This is a genomic window from Pseudenhygromyxa sp. WMMC2535, assembly GCF_011083025.2.
This window is the reverse complement of sequence record NZ_JABJWV010000001.1, coordinates 8,192,219-8,213,925: the sequence shown is the minus strand read 5'-3', so window position 1 is coordinate 8,213,925 and position 21,707 is coordinate 8,192,219. Positions and strand designations below refer to the sequence as shown.

The window sequence follows — 21,707 nt, the reverse complement described above, 5'->3', positions numbered from 1 at the left end:
CCGCCCATGCTGGGGACCTGGCGGACAGCCAGCCCAGAGTCTGGGCGATTGGCTACCATGGAGGCGTGCACCGCAGCGATGAGCTGAGCTCGATCTTGAAGGCCGAGCTCTCACCGCGCGCCGAGCTCCCTTACCTGGCGGCGGTGTGGATCTCCTTGTTCACCCACCTCGGGCTGCTCGTGCTCTTCGCGGTGTTCGAGATCTGGCCGATGGTCGCCTTCAACGTGTTGAGCATCACGCTCTTCGTGGTGGTCATGGCCCTCGTCCGTCGCGGCTGGGTGCGGCTCGGGATGGTCCTCGCGCTCGGCGAGGTGATCGTCCACCAGATCCTCGCGGTGTACTTCACGGGCTGGACCCCGGGCTTTCAGTACTACCTCCCGGTCGTCGGCGCGCTCCCGCTGATGCTCCCGCGGGTGTCCACGCGCCGGCAGATCCTCTCGGCCTGCGTGCCCGGGCTGGTGTTCGTGATCCTGATCTTCACCCACGACCCCGCGCCCCCGCACCCTTTCCCCGAGCCGATCGCCGTCGCCCTCGGCTACATCAACTTGCTGCTCGGCTTCGCCGCGTCGTGGACCTTCGTGTTCTACTTTCGCCGCGGCGCGGAGCTGGCCGAGGCTCAGCTCGCCGACGCCGTGCTGCGAGGCGAGCGGCTGCTGCGGGGGATCTTGCCGCCTTCGATCGTCGAGCGCCTGCGCGCCGGGGAGGTCGTGGCGGACTCCTTCGACGACGTCTCGATCTTGTTTTGCGACATCGTGGGCTTCACCCCGCTGGCCGAGCAAAAGTCCCCCGAGGCGCTGGTGCGCATGCTCGACGAGGTCTTCGCCGGCTTCGACGACCTCGTCGCGGCTCACGGCCTCGAGAAGATCAAGACCATCGGCGACGCCTACATGGTCGCGGCGGGGGTGCCCGAGCCGATCGAGGATCAGGCCCAGCGCCTCGCGGCGCTGGCCTTGGAGATCCGCGAGTCGGCCCTGGCCTACGCCGAGCGCGAGGGCGAGGCGCTCTCGCTGCGCCTGGGCATGCACCGCGGCCTGGCCGTCGCCGGGGTGATCGGCAAGACCAAGTTCGCCTATGACATCTGGGGGGACGCGGTGAACACCGCGGCGCGCATGGAGTCCCACGGCCAGCCCGGGCGGATCCACGTGTCGGCGGCGATGGCCGAGGCGCTGGGCGAGCGCTTCGAGCTCCACCCGCGCGGCGAGGTCGAGATCAAGGGCAAGGGCAAGATGCAGACCTTCTGGCTCGAGGGCGTTCAGTGTCCGCCCGTGCTGGCGGCCAACCAGCGCGGGGCCGCCATGATCTCCCACTCGTAGATGTCGAGGCCGTCGCGGGTCAGCCCCGGCAGCAGGTCGCCAAAGGCGTTGGCCTCGATCACGCGGTGGCCGACGAGGTCGCCCTCGAAGAGCAGGTCCACGCCCAGGTGCAGGCAGCGGTGCTGGGCGTGGACCCGGGCGCAGCTGGCCATGGCGGCGTCCCAGGCCGCGGGGTCGATCTGGGCGCGCAGGGCCTCCAGATCTCCGCGCGCGCCGCCCAGATGGAGGTTGGTGATCGGGTGGCGGCTGGTCCGGACCACGCAAAAGGCCGGCTCGCCGGCGATCACCACCACGCGCAGGTCGAAGCTGCGTCCGCCCAGGCGCGGCTTGGGGATCGCCCGCTCGATCTGCGTGCCCTGGGCCAGCAGCCAGGTCAGGAGCGCGTCCACGGACCCGCGGTCCTCGAGCCGCTGCAGGCGCAGCGAGTTGAAGCGGCCGGCGCGGCTGTTCTCCACGGTGGTCAGCAGCATGTCCCCGCGCCGCGGGAGGTAGCGGTAGAGCGCCACACAGGACGCCGAGGAGCCGCACGAGAGCTTGACGAAGACCGAGGGCCAGCGCAGCGCGACCATGGCCTCGCGCAGCTGATCGGGGGTCTGGGGGTCGAAGCCGGCGTGGACGGGGAGGGGATCGGGCACGGGCACCCCGGCGGCCGCGTAGCGCCGGCTGGTCGCGCGCTTGTCGAAGCACAGACGAAGATCCGGGATCGGGTTGAGCACGCGCCAGTGCGGGCGCGCGCGCAGCTGAGTCGCGAGGGCATCGAGGTAGCGCTCGAAGCCGAGGTGGTGCTGGCGCGGGGCGAGGATCTGCCCGTACTGGGGCGGGGCGGCGGCGAGCGCCTCGGGGCTGACGCGCTCGAAGTGTGGCGGCATTTGGGCCTCGGGCAGGGCCTGGACGGCCTCCCAGCCGAGCTCGAGCAGCGCCCGCTCGACCACGGGGGACTCTCCCGCCGAGTCGATGCGCACCCACAGCGCTTCCCCGCCGAGCGCCGCGTCGAGCTCGGCGAGGCGCTCGGGAGCGGCGATCAGCTCGGCGTGATCGACGACGATGGGCGCTGGCTGACCACGCCGACGCAGCGCCGCGCAAAAGCCCTGGGCGCGGCGGTTGTCGGCGTTGGCGATCAGCAGGTAGCGGGGCACTCGCTCACCGAAGACGCAGTCGCAGGCTCGTCGCCAAATCCGTCGGGCGCGCTGCGCTGCTCACTCGCCGACGACGCTGTAGTAGTAGTACTCGTCGTCATACTGGTCGGGGGTGCGCTGACGCCCGAGGTTGACCATCTCGCCGAGGGCTTTGTGCAGCGCGGAGACTTGCTCCCAGGGGACGTAGTTCTCGCTGAGGTCGAGGGACTTGAGGTGTTTGAAGCGCTTGGCGGCGGTGATGATCGCCTGGGCGCCGGGTTCGCGCATCGTCCCCATGGACAGGTCGACGCTCGCCAGCTGGTCGAGGATCTCGGAACTGGCGAGGGCCGCCGCGATCTCGTCTTGCATCTCGGAATTCTTGAGCCCGAGGTGCTTGAGGGCGGGCAGGGTCTTGGACGACCACAGCGCGTCGAGGGCGGAGACGTCGGTGGTCCCGCGGTAGTCCTCGCGACCGAACCACACCTCGAGGTGCGCGAGCTTGGGGGCCTTGGCCGTGGCGATCTGCTCGGCACACTCGCGCGGCAGACCGCCGGTCTCGATCTCGAGGCGCGTCAGCGCGCCGTGCTCGAAGTTGGTGATCGCCACCTCGCCGCCGCGGAGCCGCAGGGTCTGGAGGTTGGGCGCGGCCTGGAGCACGCGGCCGAGGTCGCCGATCGAGGTCCACGAGATCTCGGTGTCTTGGGGGTAGGAGAAGTCGCCGACGAAGAGATACTCGAGGGCGCTGCGATCGGTCTTGGCGAGGCTCTCGAGCCTGAAGTAGGGGTCTTCGAAGGATGGCAGGCCGAGGGTCAGGCGACGCAGGTAGCGGGACACGGGGGCCTCGAGCAGAGCCTCGAGGACCGCGTCGGGCTTGGGGCCGTCGTGGTCGTAGCTCGGCGCGGCGACCCGTGCCTCGACGACGTAGCCGGCCTCCCACTTGAGCCGGGCGACCTTGGAGAACTCTTTCTCGGCCATCAGCGCAGGTAGAGCGTCGCCGTAAAAGTGGGCCTGGTGGGCCGCGTCGAGCTCGTCGAGCTGCTTTTTGAACTTGCGCTTGCCGCTGCCCTTGGCGGCGTCCCAGGCCTGGAAGAGCACGATCCGCTCGCCCCAGGGGTCGCCCTTGCCCTGGAGCTCGTCGGCGAGCACCGCCCAGTCGTTGGCGTCGCGCCGCTCGCTGCCCGCCGGCTTGGCCGCCGAGGTGACCGCGACCTCCGCGTAGCCCTTGCTGGTCTTTTGGCGGATCTTCTTCTCGGCCTCGGCGGCGGCCTTCTCGTCGCTGGGGTAGCTCTTGGTCTGGGTGACGCCGTCGGTGCCCACCTTGCCGTAGCGGACCGTGAAGCTCGAACCTTCGACATTGATCTCCCAGAACTTGTAGGAGCGGGCGTCTTTGTACTCGAAGCGGCGCATCGCGGTGATGATGGCCTCAGTCGTGCGCGCAGTGCCAGAGAAAACGTCACTGCTCGTCTGAGTAGGCGAGCTGGCCTCGGGGCTGCTGGCGCATGCGGAGCCCTGCGCCGGTGATGGAGGCGTAACATGAAGCATGGCGCGTGCACTCGGTCTTCCTTCAGCGTGTCCATTGGTAGCGGGGCTGGTGGCTGGTCTGGTCGTTGGCTGCGGCGATCCTGACTCGGCCGGTGAGGGGTCAGAAGACGCGCTTGGAGAGACGCAGGGTGACGAGGCGGGGAGCGACGAGCTCGGTGACGATGGGCCGCAGGGAGAAGACGGGGGCGGGGGAGATGGACAAGGTGATGAACAGGGCGATGAAGGGGAGGGCGAGCCCAGCTGCGCCGAGCAGCCGGGGCCCTGGGACGCGGGCTACGCCCTGACCCGGGCCGACACCCCCGCTGGCGACCCCGCGCTCGGCCTGTCGATCCTGCTCGAGGAGGACTACGTCGCCTGCGGGATCCCCCTGAGCCTGTTCGGCATCGCCCAGACCTTCCTGGGCAAGTACACCCAGGGCGAGTCGCTGGACTGGCGCGCGGGCAAGAACGCCGACGTGCCCTACAGCTGGAACGTGATCACCTTCGAGGACGGCTCGGAGATGGTCGCGCCCAATTGCTTCAACTGCCACGGCGCCCAGCTCGACGGCGAGCTGGTCCTCGGCCTCGGGCGCACCGACGTCGACTTCACCCAGGACATGGGCACGGCGCTCGCGCTGATGCCTACTTTTCCGCCGCTGACCGAGGCGGGCGTGGCCTTCAACAAGATGATCGAGCGCTTCGAGGTCATCAGCCCGCCCGCGCAGATGCGGACGATCGGGACCAACCCGGCGATCATGTACGCGCTGGTCCTGGTCAACCACCGCAACCCGCTCACCTTGGCCTGGCTCGACGAGCCGATGGCCGAGCTGCCGCCGGAGATGATCCTCCCGGGCGACCCGCCGCCGTGGTGGCGGGTCAAGAAGAAGGCCGCCCACTTCGCCAACGGGATGTCGCGGGGTGACCACCGCGGCACGATGATCCTGGCCTCGTCGGTGTGCACCGACACGACCGCCGAGGCCTCGGTGATCCTCGACGACTTCGTGCACGTCAACGCCTACATCGAGAGCCTCGAAGCCCCGCTGTGGCAGGACTTCTCGGGTCCGGCGATCGATCAGGCCCTCGCCGAGCGCGGGCGCGAGGTGTTCGAGTGCAGCTGCGCGGGCTGCCACGGGACCTACGACGAGGACCCGGAGGTCGAGACCTATCCGAACCTGCTGATCCCCCTCGACGTGATCGGCACGGACTCGGCGATGGCGGCCTACGCCGCCGACCAGCTCGGCTACCTGACGCAGTGGTTCAACGCGTCCTACTACGGGCTGGTCACCGATCTCGTGACCAAGGATCCCTTCGCGGGCTACGTCGCGCCGCCCCTCGACGGCGTGTGGGCGACGGCGCCCTACTTTCACAACGGCTCGGTGCCGACGCTGGCCGCCGTCCTCGACAGCAGCGCGCGGCCTCGTTACTGGCGGCGCGTCGATGACGACAGCACCCACTACGACTGGAGCGCGCTGGGCTGGATCCACGAGGTCCTCGACTACGGCCAGAGCGAGGCGGCCCTCGATGAGCGGACGAGCATCTACGACACCGACCTCTTTGGTCACGGAAACGAAGGGCACGCCTTTGGCGACTCGCTCAGCGCCGAGGACCGGGCGGCGGTGATCGAGTACATCAAGACGATCTGAGCGCGGCGGGCCGCCGCGTGTTTTTGTGGTGGTTTTCGTGACGGGATCGGCGGCGCGGCGCACTATCTTCGAGGACGGGCCGAGCCCCGTACACAGCGAAGATGCCCACGCACCAAGGTCAGACGCAAACAGACATCACCCTCGCTGGCAGTCGCGGCAGCAGCGACTCGATCGTCGAGGGCACCAGCTTCGACTTCTCGGCGACCCACGCCTTGAGCGGGGCGCTCCAGGTCGAGGACCTCGCCGCCGGGACGGACCGCCAGTACACGGCCTATGAGCTCGTGGTCAGGGATCCGACGGGGGCGACCCTGGCGACCCTGGCCGCGCGCTACAAGGCCTGGGTCGACCGCGGCTCCGCCGAGGGCGCCAAGGACGTAGCGATCGACAGCGACTACGACCCCGCAGCAGCCGGGAGCTCGCCGAGCTGGCCGATCTCCGCCGCGACCGTCGCCGAGCGCAGCTGGAAGGTCGAGACCTTCGACGACGTGGGCAACCTCTTCGCCACGGCGCATGCGAGCTGGCAGGTGCGATCCACGGTCCAGGCCGGCGCGCGGGTGATCCAGACCGTCGTCGACCAGAGCGACGCGCTGCTGCGCGTGCACCTGGTCTATCTCGACGGCGACGTGGTCCTCCTCGACATGGTCGTGTCCATGACCGGCGGCGTGAGCGTGGCTGGGAGCATTAGCGCGGATCCGGCGGACGTCAGCGATCGCTTCACGCCCTGAGCGAGTCGCGGCACCGAGAGCAACGTTGCTTGCGCCACTGGCGCTTGCTGCGATAAGTGTGCCTCATGTTCTCCAAGTCCATCCCCGCTCTCGCAGCCGCAGCCTTGTTCCTGGTCGCCTGCTCCTCTCCGGAAGACAAGGCCAAGGAGGAGCTCGACGACTTCGAAAAGCTGGCCTGGGGGAAGTGCAAGGAGATCACCGAGGAGGCCGACGCCACGCCTGGGACCCACTACTGCTCGAAGGTGACCTCCATGGCCCTCGAGATGGCGCTGGAGGACACCGGCCTCGACGCGGCGGCGCAGAAGAAGGCCATCGAGGACTGGGCGAAGAGCAGCGAGTATGGGGCGTTCTATGCGGACGAGACCGCGCGCGAGGCCATCCCGGACTGAGTCCCGGACTGAGCTCCAGGTCTGAAGGGGCCGCGGCTCAGATCACCGCCAGGCTGAAGCTGGGCTCGAGCGGCGGCGTGGAGGTGACGCTGGCGAAGCTCAGCTGGCTCGGCGGCAGCCCCGAGGCGGTGGTGATCAGCGACTCGAAGCTGGGCGTGGTCGGGATCGCCGGGGGGTCGCTGAGGGTCACGGCCAAGGTCGCCCCCCTGAAAGCCACGAAGGCGCCGAGCTCGGCGAGGACGAGCTCGGCGTCGTCGCTCAGGCGCGGGAGGCCCGAAGGCGCGAGCTCGAAGCCGATGTGCACGCCGGCGGCGATCTCGATGGCGCCGGTGTCGAGGTTGACGCGCACGCGCCCCGGAGGATCCCCGAGCAGCGCGTCCCACATCATCTTGGCGTCGTCGATGGCGTCGAGGAGGGCCTGGGAGCTGGCGGCCTCGGCGGCGATGCGCGGGCCGGCGAACCAGGTGCCGGCGCCGGAGAATTTGGTGGTCGCGTTGTAGAACACCTGGGCGTACTGCTCGGCCCCGAGGGCGGCCTGGCGGTAGAGCATGATGTAGCCGCGGTAGTAGTCGAGGCTGCGCCAGTAGGGGTTGAGCAGGGCCGCGACCTTGAGCCAGTAGGGCACCGGGACCGAGTTGGGCAGGTGCGGCAAGGCCATGGGCTTGGGGATCGCCTGGGCGGCGAGGACCAGGCTCGCGCCCGCCGAGATCAGCACCGCGGAGGGCACGTCCTCGGTGAGCCCGCCGTCGAGCAGGCGCTCGTTGCCGATATAGGTGGCCATGAAGGGCGGCTGCGAGCCGCTGGCCATCAGGTTCTTGGCGATCAGGCCCGAGAGCAGCTGGACGCCCTCGCCCTCGTCGGCCGAGCTCGCGCCGACGATGGTCGGCTGGGCGAGCTCGCCGAGGTCGACGAAGTTGGTCGCCCAGGCCAGCCACCAGGTCAGGGGGATGTTGTTGACCACGGCGAAGAACACCCCCCAGCCGATGGTGTTCGAGTTGAGCAGCATCCGCATCAGCCCGCGGTCACCGAGCGCGGCATAGAAGGCGCCGATGAACGCGCCGGTGCTGGTGCCGGCGATGATGTCGATCGGTACCCCGGCGTCCTCGAGCTGCTCGATGAAGGGGATGCACACGTAGGACTGGGCCCCGGCGCCGCCGAGGGCGACGCCGACGCGGCGCTGGGTCACCGTCCGCGCCCAGCGGCTGAGGCTGCGCGTGGTGGCCTCGGGGGCGGGGAGCGGGGCCGTGGGGTCGCCCTCGAAGCGCAGGCGCAGGGCGTCGAGCGGCCAGGGGGCGGGGCGGAGGCGGACCGAGCTGTAGATCTGCGAGACCGCGGCGACCCAGCGGCGCAGCCACCGACGCAGGCGCTGCTCGGTGCGCGCGTGCTGGATGAAGTTCTGCAGCGCGGTGCCGGGGTCGGGGCCCGTGAAGATCGTGGTCAGCTCGACCAGCAAGTTACGCAGCAGCTGGACCTCGGGCATCGGCCCGAGCAAGGCCACGGGCTGGACCGGGACCACCGGGAGCACGCCCAGGATGGCCGGCAAATTGTCCCAGACCTCGGGGTCGTCGAAGAGGTAGTCGATGCTCGCTTCGCAGGGCAGGCCGACCATCGCGGCCCACAGCGCGGCGTTTTGCAGGCCCGTCGGGTCGACGCCGCTGGCCTCGATGAGGACCTGGTCGAAGCACAGGCCCCAGCGCTCGTTGAACACGATCAGCGCGTCGTGGACGTAGGTCTCGAGGTCGACGATCGGGGGGACGCGGATCTGCGTGGGGGGGCTGGACTGGGGCGGCAGGCCCGGGTCGTCCCAGACCACGTGGAGCACCCAGGTGAGGTCGTCGAGCTCGTCGCGGATGGTGGTCGCGAGCAGCTCGGTGAGCGCCGCGATCGGGAGCTCGCTGCGCTCGACCGCCTGGTCGACGAGGACCATGGTCATGGCCGCGCGGGTCAGCACCGGATAGTCGCTCATGCCTTCCCTCGCTTGCTGCGCTCGAGCGGGCCGAGGCTGCGGGCGAAGCCCGGGGTGGTCTGGATCATGCGCTCGACCGCGTCGCGGCTGAGCGCGACGGCGAGGCAGCGCTCGGCGCTTGCGGCCCAGGGCGTGGTCTGGGTGTCGGCGTCGGTCTCTTCTTTGGTCATCGGCGCGAAGAGATCGGGGCCGTCGAGCTCGCCGCTGCGCAGCGCGAGCAGCTGGCGCGCGACCGGGACGCGGAGCTCGCCGCTGAGCACGTAGTAGAGGCAGCGGGCGCGCTTGGTCTCCTGCTTGGCGGCGACGATGTCGCTGGCGGACAGCTCGTCCTCGTCCTGATCTTGATCCTGATTGGGCGAGGGCACGGGGATGAGCTCGTCGTCCGGGCTCGGGAGCTGGTCCTTGGCGTCGTCCTCGAGCTTGTCCTCGGTGCTGCCAAAGTCGTGCATCGGCGCGCTCTCGAGCAGGCGAAACAGGCTCTGGGGGCTCGCGCGGCCAAAGTCGACGGTCTGGCGCAGGGCCGCCACGATGTCCGGGGCGTGGACGATGGTCGGGAACATTGCGAGCAGGCGCTGGAGCAGGGCGCGGTCCGGCGTGGCCTCGAAGACCGCTGCGAAGCGCTCGGGGGCGAGCTCGAGCACCCACAGCGGACCCTTGCAGCGGCAGCTGATCGTCGGCAGCCCGCGGCGTAGCCACGCGCTGACGATGTCGCTGCGCCGGGCCCAGTCGTCGACCGCGCCCAGGCCAAAGAGCGAGCCGGGCCCGAGCTCCCAGGCGCCAGGGTGCTCCGCCGCCCGCGACGAGGACCAGGTCGCGTGGCCGTGGATGATCAGCCGCAGCGGGTGATCGGCGTCTGGGATCGCCTCGACGAAGAGCCGCGTGCGGTCGTCGTAGCGCGCCAGCGTGAGCGCCTCGGCCAGCGGGGCGAGCTCGTCGTCGGCCAGGCCATGGAGCATCGGGCAGGTCCGCAAGAAGCGGAGGACTTCGCCGGGTGAGGGCTTGGGAAGCTCGCTCGCCATCGCAGTGTGGCCCAAGTATAAACGCGGCGCCCCGCAGATCGAAGGCCGTCGAGCGCTTCGAGGGCCGGGTGGGGAGGTTGGAGTGAACCGCTACCTGACGACCAGCGAGCGCACCTTCTTGGCCATGGCGCGGGAGGTGACCATGAACCCGGTGGTGATGGTCCGCTGTAGCGGCCCGCTGCCGGTCCCGGCGTTGAGGCGGGCCCTGGTCGCCATCCAGGCCAAGCACCCTGCTCTGCGGGTGAAGGTGGTGCGGGGTGACAGGCCATGGTTCAGTGACCGAGAGGTCGGTCCAATTCCGCTGAAGGTGGTCGAGCGCCGCGACGACGAGCACTGGCGCGAGCTCGTCCGCGAGGAGCTCAACGTGCCCCACGCCGTCGAGGACGGCCCGCTGATCCGCTTCGTGCTCGTGCAGGGCGAAGCCGCCAGCGAGCTGATCTGCACCACGGATCACGTCAACGCCGACGGTCGCTCGGGCCTGTTCGTGCTCCGCGACGTGCTCCGGCTGATCGACGACCCCGAGCTGCGCCTGGTCCCCCTGCGCCCGCGCGGCTGCTTTGACGACTACCTGCCCCACGGCCCCTGGGACGGCCGCCTGCCGGACTCGCTGCGCGGGCTGTGGGCCGAACGCACGCGCTCGCTGCTCGCCCGGGTGGAGGCCCGCGGCCGCCGGGGCGTGCTCGGGGACCTGGGTGTCGTCGCCCGCGAGCCCCTCGAGCCGGCGCCGGCGGCGATCGAGCTCGTCCACCGCCGCGTCGACGCGGCGCGGGCCGAGGCCCTGGTTCGCGCCTGCCGATCCCGAGACAACACGGTGCTCTCGGCCCTGGTCGTCGCCTGCGCCCACGCGGGCGCAACCTTGGAGGACGAGGCCGCCTCCGGGCTGATCGGCTGCGTCACGCCGATCGACATTCGGTCCATGCTCTCGCCCTCCGTGGGCGACGACTTCGGGATCTTCGCCTGGGCCCCGACCTCGCTGCACCCGGTGGGCCCCGGCGCCGACTTTTGGGGCCTGGCCCGGCGGACCCGGCGGATCGTCCGGGCCTACCGCAGCATGCCCGCCCTCGCCGGCATGCGCCGGCTCCTCGACGCCATGGAGTTCGTCGAGGGCACGGCCTTCGCCGGGCTCTACGAGCAGCTCGGGCGCAACGTCCTCGACGGCCTGATGGTCGTCAGCAACCTCGGCCGGGTGTGGGTGCCCGAGCGCGTCGCCGGGGTCGAGGTCGAGGGCTTTGGCTTCTTTGCGATGATCCCCAACATCGACTTCGTGCTCGGCGTGCAGAGCTTTCGCGGGGTGCTGGAGCTCAACTATTGCTATTCGCCGCAGTGGATCCGCGGCGCGGCGGTCGAGGGCGTGGCGGATCGCGTGGAGGCGGTGCTCGACGCGGCGATCGGGCTGCCGGCGCGGGGGAGCGCGCGGCAGCTGAATTTCTAGCGCTCAGGCTCGCCTGCTGGGCTGGTCCGCCGAGCAGGCTCGCCGAATTGAGGTTCTCAGCTGCGAAAGATCCGCAGCATCTGCTGCTCCCACCACGTCTCGACCGCCGGCCCAAAGCTCAGCGCCGCGAGCCGAGCGTCGGGCCCCACGGCGTGGCGCAGCCGCGGTCGCCTGGCGATCGCCAGCTCGGCGACGCGCTCGCCGACGGCCTGGGGATCTGCGAACGGCGCGATCAGCCGCTGGGCCTGGGCGGTGTCGGCCTCGAGCCGCGCCCAGCTGCGCGCGTGGGGCGAGTCGGGGCCGGTCTCGACCTGGCGGTTGCGGCCAAAGATCTGCGTGGGGAACATACCCGGCTCGATCAGGCAGACGAACACGTTGTAGGGCAGCAGCTCGTAGCGCAGGGCCTCGGACCAGCCCTCGAGGGCGAACTTGCTGGCGCAGTAGGCCCCGTGCCCGGGGATCGCCCGGCGGCCCGCGGCGCTCGAGAGGTTGATGACCCGCCCCCATCGACGCTCGCGCATGGCCGGGACCAGGGCCTGGGTCAGGCCCACGAGGGCGAAGAAGTTGGTCTCGAACTGGGCGCGCAAGCTGGCCTCGTCGACGTCCTCGCAAAAGCCCGTGACCATGACGCCGGCGTTGTTGACGAGCACGTCCACGGCTCCGCGCTCGGCGAGCACGCGCGCGCACAGGGCCTCGCGCTGGTCGGCGTCGCAGACGTCGAGGGCGGCCAGCTCCACGCTGGCGTCGAAGCCCCGCTCGGCCAGGGCCGCGCGCAGGGCCTCGCCGCGATCGAGGTCGCGCATGCTCGCGATCACCTCGAAGCCGCGGGCGGCCAGGGCCACGCAGGCGCGCAGACCAAAGCCGCTCGATGAGCCGGTGACCAGGGCGACGCCGCGGCGCACGCTCAGCCTCGCTTTTGCACGTGCTCTTGGACCACGTCCATGAGCAGCTGGTAGACGGCGTGCATCTGCCCGCCGGTGAAGTCGATGATCGCGCTGTTGAACCACGCCCCGCGATCGCCCGCGAGCACCGAGACGAAGGCCGCGACCTCCTCCATGGTGTTCATGCGCCCCGCGGGGAACATGCGATCGTGGACGGCCTTGACCTCGCTCCAGATCTCCTCGGGAAAGATCCACTGCAAGGCCGCCGACTCCACCGTGCCGAACTTGAGCGCGTTGACCCGGTAGCCCTTGGGCCCGAGCTCGAGGGCGAGGTGGCGGACGTAGGTCTCGAGCGCGGCCTTGGACGCGGCGATCACCGAGAGGTTGGCGAGCAGCGACTCGTTGATCGCGTTGTCGAGGGCGAGGATCCGCGCCCCGGGGGCGAGGGCCTCGCGGCGCAGCAGGGCCTGGGTCCAGTACACGAAGGAGTGGGCCATGCTGTTGAAGGTCTTGGTGACCTGCTTGGGGTGCATCCACGCCTCGGGGTCGCCGCTGGCGAGCAGGCCCACGGAGGCGTTGGCGATCGAGTGCACGACGATGTGCACGCCCTCGCGGCCGACCTGCGCGAGCACGGCGTCGGCCTCGTCGTCGATCAGCTCGGGGCGACCGGCGTCGGCGATCAGCCAGCGCATCTCTCGGCCGGCGGCCTCGACCGCGCGCTCGACCTCTTCGGCGCCCTCGGGGTGGTTGCCGCGGTGCAGGCCCATGATGTCGAGGCCCGGGGTGTGGGCCAGGGCCTTGCAGATCGCCGCGCCGGCGCCAGAGGTGGCGCCGAGGATCAGCGCCCAGCGACCGGCGGGGGGCTGTGGTTGGTCGGGTTGGTTCATGGCTTTGCTTTGCTCGGCTTGGGCGCTGGACCGGCTGCGGTCATCGAGTGAAGCGATGATGGCACGGCGGCCCCGGGCGGCCAAGTTGGTCCGCGAGCTGGGTGTTGGGAGGTCGGCGCGCACGCTCCGGGGCGCAGTGCGAGGCCTCGAGCCTCAGGTCTTCGATGACGACTCGCGATGCGATGCGGCTCGACTCGGACCTGCTCGAGTCGAACCGCATCACGTAGCGAACCAAATCACGTCGCGAACCAAGGCGTGACGCGAGCGTCTCGAGGGGCCCCGGACTCGGCGCACCAAGGGCGCGGGTCATTCGTGCTCGGCGAGCTCCCGCTTCGTTGCCCACCGTCGACGCGCGTGTCGAGCGGGCCACGGCCTTGCCGCGAGCCTGTCGCGAGATGAGATGAAGCCGGGTGAGACGATGCCGGCGGCGATAACTTCGACGGGACCGGACCATTTTCATGGTGATGTGCACAATGAAGATTTGGTCGTCTGGGAGACAGTTGTGACGGCGATCATGAAAAGTTTCGCAGCGGGGAAATGACGCTGTAAGCCGAGGTCGCGCGGTTCGTAGGCGGCCCATGCGTTCAAAATCTTCCCCAATCTTGTGCCTCGCTTTGTCTCTGTGTGTCTTGGCCTGTGAAGATCCTGGCTCCGATGACACTGATGAGTCGAGCGATACTGGTGACACTGCCGATAGTGGAGACACCGCCGATGGTGGCGACTCCTCCGATGGTGGCGACACCACCGATGGTGGCGACACCACCGATGGTGGCGACACGACTGATACTGGCGGTAGCACCGATACGGGCGGCACCACGGATACTGGTGATACGAGCGATACGACCGAGGGGGGATCGCTGTGTAGCGACGCCTGCGCTGTCGTGAACGAGTGTGGCGGATCGAACTTCGACGAGTGCCTCGTCGAGTGCGAGGAGTTCCTCGCCGAGATCAGCGAACTCCCCGAGTGCGTCCCGCCCAACGAGGCTGTCTACGCTTGCATCGCTGGCCTCAGCTGCGAGGAGTACGACGCGCTGAACGCGGGCGAGTCTCCCTATCCCTGCGAGGACGAGATCGAGGGGCTGGGCGAGTGTGGCGACCCTGGCTGCGAGACCGCGGCCGGCGGTGCCATCGACGGGACGAGCTGCGAGTTCAGCTACCACTGCACCGGCGAGGAGACCTACAGCGTCGAGTGCAGCCAAGGCGAGGGCTGTAGCTGCGCGATCGATGGTGAGCCGGTGGCGAGCTGCGAGGACGCCTCGCTGGTGTGCTCGGAGGTCATGGGCGAGGGGGTCGTCGACGCCGTCAACGAGTGCTGCGGCTGGGAGCTCTGAGGTCGACATCGACCGCGCTTCACCTTCGAGCGCCCCGCCGCCGGGGCGCTCGAAGGTGCTGACGCTCGTCGCGTTGCACGAGACCTCGCTGTCGCTTGCACACCCGGCCGCGTCGAGTCACAGTGCTCGCGGATGACTGTCGTCGCCTGACCCACGCGCGAGCGAACCCTGCTCGCGCGTAGCCACGAACAAGCAGCGAGCCGTGCACGTGTACGGCTCGAGGCTGCTGTTTTCGCGTGAGCGGCGACCGCCCGAGGCCGAGTGAGCGATTGAGCTCTCGTCCGAACCCCGTGCCGCTCACCGAGATGCCTCGGGCGCGGTTGGGACGATGAGTAAAGATCCAGACGACAAAGACGACAAAGACGAGGGCGCCCTCGCGCGCCTCGGCTTCACCCCTCACTTCAGTCAACAATTCGAGCTTCACGCCACACCCGGTGCCATCCCGGGTCGGGTCGCGCGGGTCGAGCCCGCCGCCTGCACGCTGTTGAGCGCCGCGGGCCCGCTGCGGGCGAGCGTGCCCAAGCGCCTCGCCCGTCGCCGCCCGCCGGTGGTCGGCGACTGGGTGATCGCCCGCGAGGACGGCGGAGAGCTCCGTGTGCGCCGCGTCCTCGAGCGCGCGACGAGCCTGACCCGGCGGGCGGCTGGTCGCGAGGGGCGCCCGCAGGTCATCGCGGCCAACCTCGACCTCGTGATGATCGTCTGCGGCCTCGATCGCGACTTCAACCTCGGCCGGATCGAGCGCTGGCTGAGCCTGGTGCACGAGGGCGGCGCCCAGCCGGTGGTGCTCTTGAGCAAGGCCGGGCTCGTCTCCGAGGCGGAGCTCGGGCGTCGCGTCGAGGCGGTCGCGGGCGTGGCCCTCGGCGTGGAGGTCGTCACCTATGACCTGCTCACCGGTCTCGGCCTCGGGGCTCTCGAGGTGGCGCTCGCGGGGGGCCGGAGCCTCGCCTTCGTCGGCTCCTCTGGCGCTGGTAAGTCGACGCTCGTCAACTACCTGTGCGGGGAAGAGATCATGGCTACGGGGGAGATCAGCGCCGCTCACGGCAAGGGGCGGCACACGACCAGTCACCGCGAGCTCATCGTCCTCCCCGAGCGCGACGCGCTCGTCATCGACACGCCGGGGCTGCGCGAGGTCGGGCTGTGGGGGGCGGGACGAGGCGTGGATCAGACCTTCGCCGAGATCACCGAGATCGCCGAGGGCTGCCGCTTCTCCGACTGCACGCACACGCGCGAGCCGGGCTGCGCCGTCTTGGCGGCCCTCGAGCGCGAGGAGCTCGACCCGCGGCGCGTCGCTGCTCACGCTCGGCTATGCCGCGAGCGCGAGGCCACGGCGCGGCGCGCCAGCGAGCACGAGCGTCGCGCCCATGAGCGCAGCTTCGCCAAGCTCGTGCGCAGGACCCTCGCCGACAAGAAGCGCGACTCGTGACCCGCCGCGCGCGGACGAAGACCAGTGGAGCGCCTACGCTCGGCTGGTCTCGTTCGCGGCGGCGCTTCACTCGAATTGTTTCGCGCGATCGAGCGCACGCAGCAGCCGCGGGATCGCCACGCGGGCGCGCTGGATCGGCCCAGGCTGGAGCGCCCGCGGGTCGTTGCCCGGGGACAGGGCGTGGGCACAGGCCTCGTCGAGGAGCGCTTGCACGCGCTGCTGCACGCGCTCGTGGAGGGCGAGCAGGGCGTCGCGGTCGCCGAGCAGGCGGCGGCGCTCGTCCTCGGGGTAGACGGGGATCACTGGGGCGCCGACGATCTGGTGGACGCGGGCGCGAAAGGGGGGCGAGAAGGGGTAGGTCCCCAGCGGGCCGACGCCGGTCCACAGCGTGGCCTTGGAGTCGCCGGACAGGCCCAGGCGTCGGCGCAGAGCGTTGAGGCCGTCGCGGGCGGCGGCGTTGTCGAACAGGCCAAAGTAGGCCTCGTCGACCCCCGAGGCGGCCACGGGCACGACCTCGAGGCCGCGGGAGATCGCCAGGCGCAGGTAGCCGAGGCCGCGCCAGTCGACCTCGTAGCGGACCCAGCCGGGGCGCAGGCCCTCGCGCTCGCCGCCCGGGGCGAGGATCACGTGGCGGCCCTCGGCGATCGCGGCGTCGAGGATCGGGCCCTTGCCCGTGCTCCACTCGAGGCCCTCGGTCAGCCAGCGCAGGTAGGGCCACTTCATGAAGTCGTAGTGGACCAGGGCCAGGGGCAGGTAGCCCTGCTCGCGGTGGATCTCGGCGCCGAGCATGAACAGGTCCCAGGCCAGGGGGCGCCCGTGGTAGCCGACGACGATCTTGCACTCGTGGGTGCGCAGGTGCTCGAGGCCCTCGACGCTGTAGTTGAACCATCGCCGCCACGCGGCCATGGTCGCCAGCCAGTGGGCTTCGGTGAGGGGGTGGGTGCTCACGGCGTCTGCCCGACCTGATAGACCATACCGCCGTAGCTGATCCCGGAGCCCACGGCGACCATCAGCACGCGCTCGCCTCCGCGCAGCCGTCCGCTACGCCACAGGCGGTCGAGGCTCACGGGGATCGAGGCCGCGCCGACGCTGCCGATCTCGTGGACGACGCGGACGAGCTTGCGCGCCTCGACGCCGAGCTCACGAACGAGCAGATCGAGCATGCGGCCGTTGGGCTGGTGCGGGAGCACCCAGTCGATCTCGTCCATGGAGAGATCGGCCTGGCGCAGCGCTGTCTTTGCGCTCTCGAGCACGGCCTCGGTCGCCTCTTGGGTGATCTTCTTGTTGGATACACCGAAGCGGACGATCTCGCGCTGGCCGGTGAGCCCCGAGTGGGCGAGGGTGACGCTGCCTCGCAGGGCGCCGTCGTTGCGCAGCCACGACGAGCGCAGGCCCTCGTCGCCGCGCCCGGGGCCGATGATCACGGCCGCGGCCGCGTCGCCAAAGACCACGAAGGAGCGCGGATCCGCGGGCTCGAGGTGGCGGGACCACAGCTCGGAGACGACCACGCCGACGGGGTGCAGGCCGGTGGCCGCGCTGCGCGCTGCGACGTCGAGGGCGGTCAAGAAGCCGGTGCAGGCGTTGTTGAGGTCGATGCAGTCGCAGCTGCCGTGGAGGTCGAGGCGGTCCCCGATGGCGTTGGCCGTGGCCGGGAGCAGGGTGTCCCCGCCGGTGCAGTTGACCTGGATCAGGCGCGTGAGCGCGCTGGCCTCGAGGCCGGCGCGCTGGAGGGCGAGGCGCAGGGCGTCGGCGGCGAGGGAGGCGTGGCTCGTGCCAGCTTCGGCCCAGTGTCTGGTCTGGATGCCGGTGCGCTCGACGAGCTCCTCGGGGTCGCGCCCCGGGTATGCGCGCGCGCAGACCTCGGCTGTGGTGATCGCGGGCCCAGGCAGGACGCTGCCCGAGCCGAGGATGCGCATGGGGATCGCTGGACCGTCGGCGGTCATCGGGTCAGGGGATGATGGCACGGGCTCTGCGGGCGGCCAAGGCGGTCCTGGAGCCGGTCGCCTGGGGTTTTTTGGAGGCGGTCCTGGGAGGTCGGTCGCGGTGCGGCGAGGCGTTGCGACGCGCACACATGTTCGCCGCACAACGTGTATGCTCGAAGCAGTTCAGGCCCTTGTCGACCCACGGACATACGCCCGATCCCGACCTCCTGTCCCACGGCGAGGAGACGATCATCGAGCGCTTCGGCGGCCCCGGCACCCTCGACGGTGAGGACGAGCTGCTCGCCCAGATCAGCGAGCGCCACGGGCCGGGGGAGCAGCTCGGTCCCTACGAGATCCAGCTCAACCTCGGCGCCGGTGGCATGGGCGAGGTGTTCGCGGCGCGCCACACGGTCACCGACGAGGTGGTCGCGCTCAAGATGCTCTCGCGCACGACGCCGGGGCTGCTCTATCGTTTCAAGCGCGAATTCCGGGCTCTGGCGGACGTCTCGCACCGCAACCTCGTCAGCCTCGGCGAGCTGATCGTGCTCCCCAGCGGCACGGCCTTCTTCACCATGGAGCTGGTCGACGGCATGCCCTTCGTGACCTACGTGCGGCGCGAGGTCATGGCCGGGAGCTTGCCCAACATGGTTCGCCTGGGCCGGGCCTTTCGCCAGCTGGTCGCGGGCCTCGACCGCCTCCACCAGGCCGGCTGCGTCCACCGAGACATCAAGCCCTCGAACGTGCTGGTGACCCGCGAGGGCAGGGTGGTGATCCTCGACTTCGGCCTGGTCTCCGAGCTCGCGGAGCCCGACGAGGGCATCTCCCGCGACGGGCAGCTGCTGGGCACGCCGGCCTACATGGCGCCGGAGCAGGCCGCGATGAGCGAGGTCAGCCCGGCCTCCGACTTCTACGCCGTGGGCGTGCTGCTCTACGAGAGCCTGTGCGGGCGCCTGCCCTTCAAGGGCTCGCCCCTCGAGATCATGCTCGCGAAGCAGGATGGCGAGGCCCCGGATCCCGCCGAGCACGTCGCGGGCATCCCCTCGTCGCTGCGCACGCTGTGCCGCGAGGCGCTGGCGGTCGAGCCCGCGGACCGGCCCGACGCCAACACCTTGATCAGCGCCTTTGGCCGGCTGGCGGGGGGCTCGGGGCCGATCAGCGTGAGCGATCAGCTGCCCAACCTGCGGACGCGCAAGCCCTTCGTGGGGCGACGCAGCGAGCTCGGCCTGCTCAGCCGCGCCCTCGCCGACGTCCAGCTGTGCGGCGAGGCGGTCACGGTGCACGTGCACGGGGCCAGCGGCCACGGCAAGTCGGCGCTGATCAGCCGCTTTTTGTCCGAGGTCCGCCGCGGCGACGAGGCCCTGGTCTTGCGCGGGCGCTGCCTCGAGCGCGAGTCGGTGCCCTACAAGGGCGTGGACTCGGTGGTCGACGCGCTCTCGGCCCACCTGCGCCGGCGCCCGGAGGTCGAGCTCGCGGGCTTTCGCCCGCGCTACCTCGCGCCCCTGGTCCAGATCTTCCCGGTCCTCGCCGACGTCTGGAGCCTCCGCGGACGGCCGGTGCGGCGCTTCGAGCCGGGCGAGATGCGTCGCCTCGGCCTCGCGGCGCTGCGCGAGGTGTTCACCCGCCTCGCCGACGAGCGCCCCCTGGTCGTGCACATCGACGACTTTCAGTGGGCCGACGTCGACGGCGCCCGCCTGCTCAGCTCGCTGGTCCGCCCGCCGGATCCCCCGGCGATGCTGCTCCTGGTCTCGTTTCGTGACGAGCCCGAGAGCGAGCAACCCGAGGCGCTGCGCGAGCTGCTCTCGTCCGAGGCGCGCCTCGGTCGCGACCTCCGCGATATCGTCCTCCAGCCGCTGCCCGAGGACGACGCCAGGCGCCTCGCGGGCCTGCTCCTGGGCGCGGACCAGGCGGGGTCTCGGGCCAAGCGCGAGCAGGTCGAGAAGCGGGCGGCGGCCTACGCCCGCAGCGCCCGGGGCAACCCCTTTTATATCGGTCAGATGGTCCTCGACGCTGGCTCGACCGTCGGCGACACGCAGGCCGGAGACGATCGCATCGTCGCCCGGCGGATCGTCGCGCTCGCGCCCCAGGCTCGGCGCGTGCTGGCGATCGCTGCGGTCGCGGGCGGGCCCACGCCGATCCCCGTGGTCCGCCGCGTCTACGAGAGCCTGTCGGCCGACGAGTCCTGGGTCGAGGGCATCTCGGTGGTCGACGAGGTCATGGACCGCCTCGTCGAGCTCGACCTGGTCTCGATCCGCGACGAGATCGACAGCCAGGACAGCATGCTCGGCAGCTTGCCCGGCTCGACCCTCGACGCCGCGCACGGGCGCATCCGCGAGGTCATGGTCGGGGAGCTCGCCCCCGATGAGCTGCGTCGCGTTCACCTCGAGCTCGCCCGCGCCCTCGAGCACCTCGGCGGCGAGCCGGAGGCCCTGGCCGAGCACTACGAGTACGGCGGGGAGCCGCTCCAGGCCGCGGCCTTCGCCGAGGAGGCCGCGGAGCAGGCGGTCGAGAACCTGGCCTTTGGTCGCGCCGTCGAGCTCTACCGTCGGGCCCTCGAGCTCAGCGAGGCGGAGGGCGACCCCAAGCGGCGCCTGCGGCTGCGCGTGGCCCTGGCCACGCAGCTGGTCAACTTCGGCCACTCGAGCGAGGCCGGTCGGCTGCTGCGGACCCTCGCCGACGAGGTCGATCCTGCCCGCGCGCTGAGCTTCAAGTGCGAGGCCGCCGAGCAGCTGCTCCACGCCGGCCACCTCGAGGAGGGCCTCGCGCTCTCGGCCGAGGTGCTCGAGAAGAGCGACGAGCCCACGCCCAAGAGCACCTGGCGGACCATGCTGCGCTTCGTGTTCGGGCGCCTGCGCCTGTGGCTGCGCGGGATGAATTTCACGAAGCGGAGCGAGGACGAGGTCCCGGCCGCGACCCTCGAGCGCATCGACACCTTGATGACGATCTACCGCGGGCTGCTGCTGCACATCGAGCTGCACTCGTGGGTGCTCCACAACCGCCTGCTGCGCCTGACCCTCGACGCGGGCGAGCCGCGGCGCCTGGGGGCGATGCTCGCCTACGAGATGACGATGACGGCGGTGTTTGGCGGGCAGGGCAAGGTCCACGCCATGGCCAGCCAGGCGCGGGAGCTCGCCGCCGAGGTCAACGACCTCGAGCTCGATCGCGTGATCGACTTCCAGCGCGACATGGTCGACTACGCCCTCAACCGCTTCAGCGACGCCACGGATCAGCTCCGCGATCTGCTCCCGCGCCTCGAGGACGTGCCCGGGGCCGACTGGATCCGCTTCTCCTCGGTGCTGGTCTACTCGAGCCTGTGCACGATCACCGGGCGCTGGCGCGAGCTCTCGCGCAACCTGGCCCAGTGGCTGGCGGCGGCCCGGGACCGCGGCAACCTGCGCGAGGTCGTCGAGCTCGAGGCCTACGCCGCGCTGACCGAGCTGCACCGCGGAGACGTCCGCCAGGCTCGCTATCACATCGAGACCGGGCGCGCCGCCTGGCAGGCCACGCGCTACACCTTCACCGGCTTCACCATCGACCGCGCCGAGATCTTCTTGCTGCTCGGCGAGGGGGAGGGCGACAAGGCCCTCGCTCGGGTCGATCAACTGACCAACAGCGTGTGGCGATCGATGATCGCCCTCAACCCGGTGGTCAAGCGCTTCGTCGAGCAGCTCACCGCGCGCTGCCTCGCGCTGGCGGCCATGCGCCGGCCGACGGACACCCAGCTCCAGACTCGCCTGCGCAAGATCAGCAAGACCATGCGCAAGTCGAAGATCTCGCTCTACGTCGGCGAGGCCGTGCTCGCCGACGCCGCGCTGTGCTCGCTGGCCCGCGACGTGTCTGGTGCGCGCAAGCACTGGCGCGTGGCCGAGCTGCTCTTCGACGAGCACGGGATCCAGTGCCACCTCGCGGCCACGCGCTGGCAGCTCGCCCAGGTCACGGAGGGCGAGGAGTCCGAGCGCTTCGCCAAGCAGGCGCGGACCTACTTCGAGCTCAACGGGATCAACCAGCCCGAGGTCGTGGCTGGCTTGCTCGCGCCGAACATCGACATGCCGAACGCCGCCTTCGCTGCGACGATCGATGCTGAAGAAATCTGAGCTCCGCTGCGGGGCCGAACACAGCCGAGCCCAGCCGTGGTGACCACAGC

At 70.5% G+C, this 21,707-nt stretch carries 16 protein-coding genes; 8 read left to right on the top strand and 8 right to left on the bottom strand.

Translation table 11 applies throughout. The annotated features are described in order from the left end of the window. Window positions 1-65 precede the first annotated feature (65 nt). Window positions 66-1,313 carry an adenylate/guanylate cyclase domain-containing protein gene (locus G6O69_RS31730; protein ID WP_172307212.1) on the top strand — a complete coding sequence of 416 codons (1,248 nt, stop codon included), beginning with the start codon at window positions 66-68 and terminating at the stop codon, window positions 1,311-1,313. Here the strand turns inward: G6O69_RS31730 and G6O69_RS31725 are convergent. Next, window positions 1,253-2,449 carry an STM4014 family protein gene (locus G6O69_RS31725; RefSeq protein WP_172307211.1) on the bottom strand — a complete coding sequence of 399 codons (1,197 nt, stop codon included), beginning with the start codon at window positions 2,447-2,449 and terminating at the stop codon, window positions 1,253-1,255. The genes G6O69_RS31730 and G6O69_RS31725 overlap by 61 nt on opposite strands. 60 nt (window positions 2,450-2,509) lie before the next feature. Beyond that, window positions 2,510-3,835 carry a WGR domain-containing protein gene (locus G6O69_RS31720; RefSeq protein WP_172307210.1) on the bottom strand — a complete coding sequence of 442 codons (1,326 nt, stop codon included), beginning with the start codon at window positions 3,833-3,835 and terminating at the stop codon, window positions 2,510-2,512. Between the two features lie 184 nt (window positions 3,836-4,019). Between G6O69_RS31720 and G6O69_RS31715 the strand changes: the two genes are divergently transcribed. The 3 genes from G6O69_RS31715 (at window position 4,020) to G6O69_RS31705 (ending at window position 6,705) form a co-directional block, all read left to right on the top strand. After that, the gene (locus G6O69_RS31715; RefSeq protein ID WP_172307209.1) at window positions 4,020-5,591 is read left to right on the top strand and encodes a hypothetical protein; all 1,572 of its coding nucleotides are present in this window, start codon (window positions 4,020-4,022) and stop codon (window positions 5,589-5,591) included. Window positions 5,592-5,692: 101 nt separating this feature from the next. Continuing rightward, window positions 5,693-6,316 carry a hypothetical protein gene (locus tag G6O69_RS31710; RefSeq protein ID WP_172307208.1) on the top strand — a complete coding sequence of 208 codons (624 nt, stop codon included), beginning with the start codon at window positions 5,693-5,695 and terminating at the stop codon, window positions 6,314-6,316. Window positions 6,317-6,381: 65 nt separating this feature from the next. Beyond that, window positions 6,382-6,705 carry a hypothetical protein gene (locus G6O69_RS31705; protein WP_172307207.1) on the top strand — a complete coding sequence of 108 codons (324 nt, stop codon included), beginning with the start codon at window positions 6,382-6,384 and terminating at the stop codon, window positions 6,703-6,705. A 37-nt stretch (window positions 6,706-6,742) separates the two neighbouring features. Here G6O69_RS31705 and G6O69_RS31700 read toward each other — a convergent pair whose 3' ends face one another. Further along, entirely contained in the window at window positions 6,743-8,671 is a 1,929-nt protein-coding gene (locus G6O69_RS31700; RefSeq protein WP_172307206.1) for a patatin-like phospholipase family protein, read from the bottom strand. Continuing rightward, a complete protein-coding gene (locus G6O69_RS31695; protein ID WP_172307205.1) occupies window positions 8,668-9,690 on the bottom strand; it encodes a hypothetical protein in 1,023 nt (340 codons plus the stop codon). The genes G6O69_RS31700 and G6O69_RS31695 overlap by 4 nt, the downstream gene beginning before the upstream one ends. Window positions 9,691-9,772: 82 nt before the next feature. On the opposite strand from G6O69_RS31695, the gene G6O69_RS31690 reads away from it, so the two are divergent. Further along, window positions 9,773-11,122 carry a hypothetical protein gene (locus G6O69_RS31690; RefSeq protein WP_172307204.1) on the top strand — a complete coding sequence of 450 codons (1,350 nt, stop codon included), beginning with the start codon at window positions 9,773-9,775 and terminating at the stop codon, window positions 11,120-11,122. Window positions 11,123-11,178: 56 nt separating this feature from the next. Here G6O69_RS31690 and G6O69_RS31685 read toward each other — a convergent pair whose 3' ends face one another. Both G6O69_RS31685 and G6O69_RS31680 read right to left on the bottom strand, forming a co-directional pair. After that, the gene (locus G6O69_RS31685) at window positions 11,179-12,024 is read right to left on the bottom strand and encodes an SDR family NAD(P)-dependent oxidoreductase (protein WP_172307203.1); all 846 of its coding nucleotides are present in this window, start codon (window positions 12,022-12,024) and stop codon (window positions 11,179-11,181) included. A gap of 2 nt (window positions 12,025-12,026) precedes the next feature. Beyond that, the gene (locus G6O69_RS31680; RefSeq protein ID WP_172307202.1) at window positions 12,027-12,890 is read right to left on the bottom strand and encodes an SDR family oxidoreductase; all 864 of its coding nucleotides are present in this window, start codon (window positions 12,888-12,890) and stop codon (window positions 12,027-12,029) included. 629 nt (window positions 12,891-13,519) lie between these two features. On the opposite strand from G6O69_RS31680, the gene G6O69_RS31675 reads away from it, so the two are divergent. Together G6O69_RS31675 and rsgA are read left to right on the top strand one after the other, a co-directional pair. Further along, window positions 13,520-14,221 carry a hypothetical protein gene (locus tag G6O69_RS31675; protein ID WP_176397209.1) on the top strand — a complete coding sequence of 234 codons (702 nt, stop codon included), beginning with the start codon at window positions 13,520-13,522 and terminating at the stop codon, window positions 14,219-14,221. A 328-nt stretch (window positions 14,222-14,549) separates the two neighbouring features. Continuing rightward, window positions 14,550-15,644, top strand: a complete 1,095-nt coding sequence (gene rsgA, locus G6O69_RS31670) for a ribosome small subunit-dependent GTPase A (protein ID WP_172307200.1) — start codon at window positions 14,550-14,552, stop codon at window positions 15,642-15,644. Between the two features lie 66 nt (window positions 15,645-15,710). Here rsgA and G6O69_RS31665 read toward each other — a convergent pair whose 3' ends face one another. Continuing rightward, entirely contained in the window at window positions 15,711-16,592 is an 882-nt protein-coding gene (locus tag G6O69_RS31665; RefSeq protein ID WP_172307199.1) for an acyltransferase, read from the bottom strand. Further along, the gene (locus G6O69_RS31660) at window positions 16,589-17,587 is read right to left on the bottom strand and encodes a ketoacyl-ACP synthase III (protein ID WP_172307198.1); all 999 of its coding nucleotides are present in this window, start codon (window positions 17,585-17,587) and stop codon (window positions 16,589-16,591) included. Before G6O69_RS31660 ends, G6O69_RS31665 begins: the two co-directional genes overlap by 4 nt. 128 nt (window positions 17,588-17,715) lie before the next feature. Here G6O69_RS31660 and G6O69_RS31655 point away from each other — a divergent pair, with 128 nt between their 5' ends. Continuing rightward, entirely contained in the window at window positions 17,716-21,657 is a 3,942-nt protein-coding gene (locus G6O69_RS31655) for a serine/threonine-protein kinase (RefSeq protein WP_176397208.1), read from the top strand. Window positions 21,658-21,707: the final 50 nt, after the last annotated feature.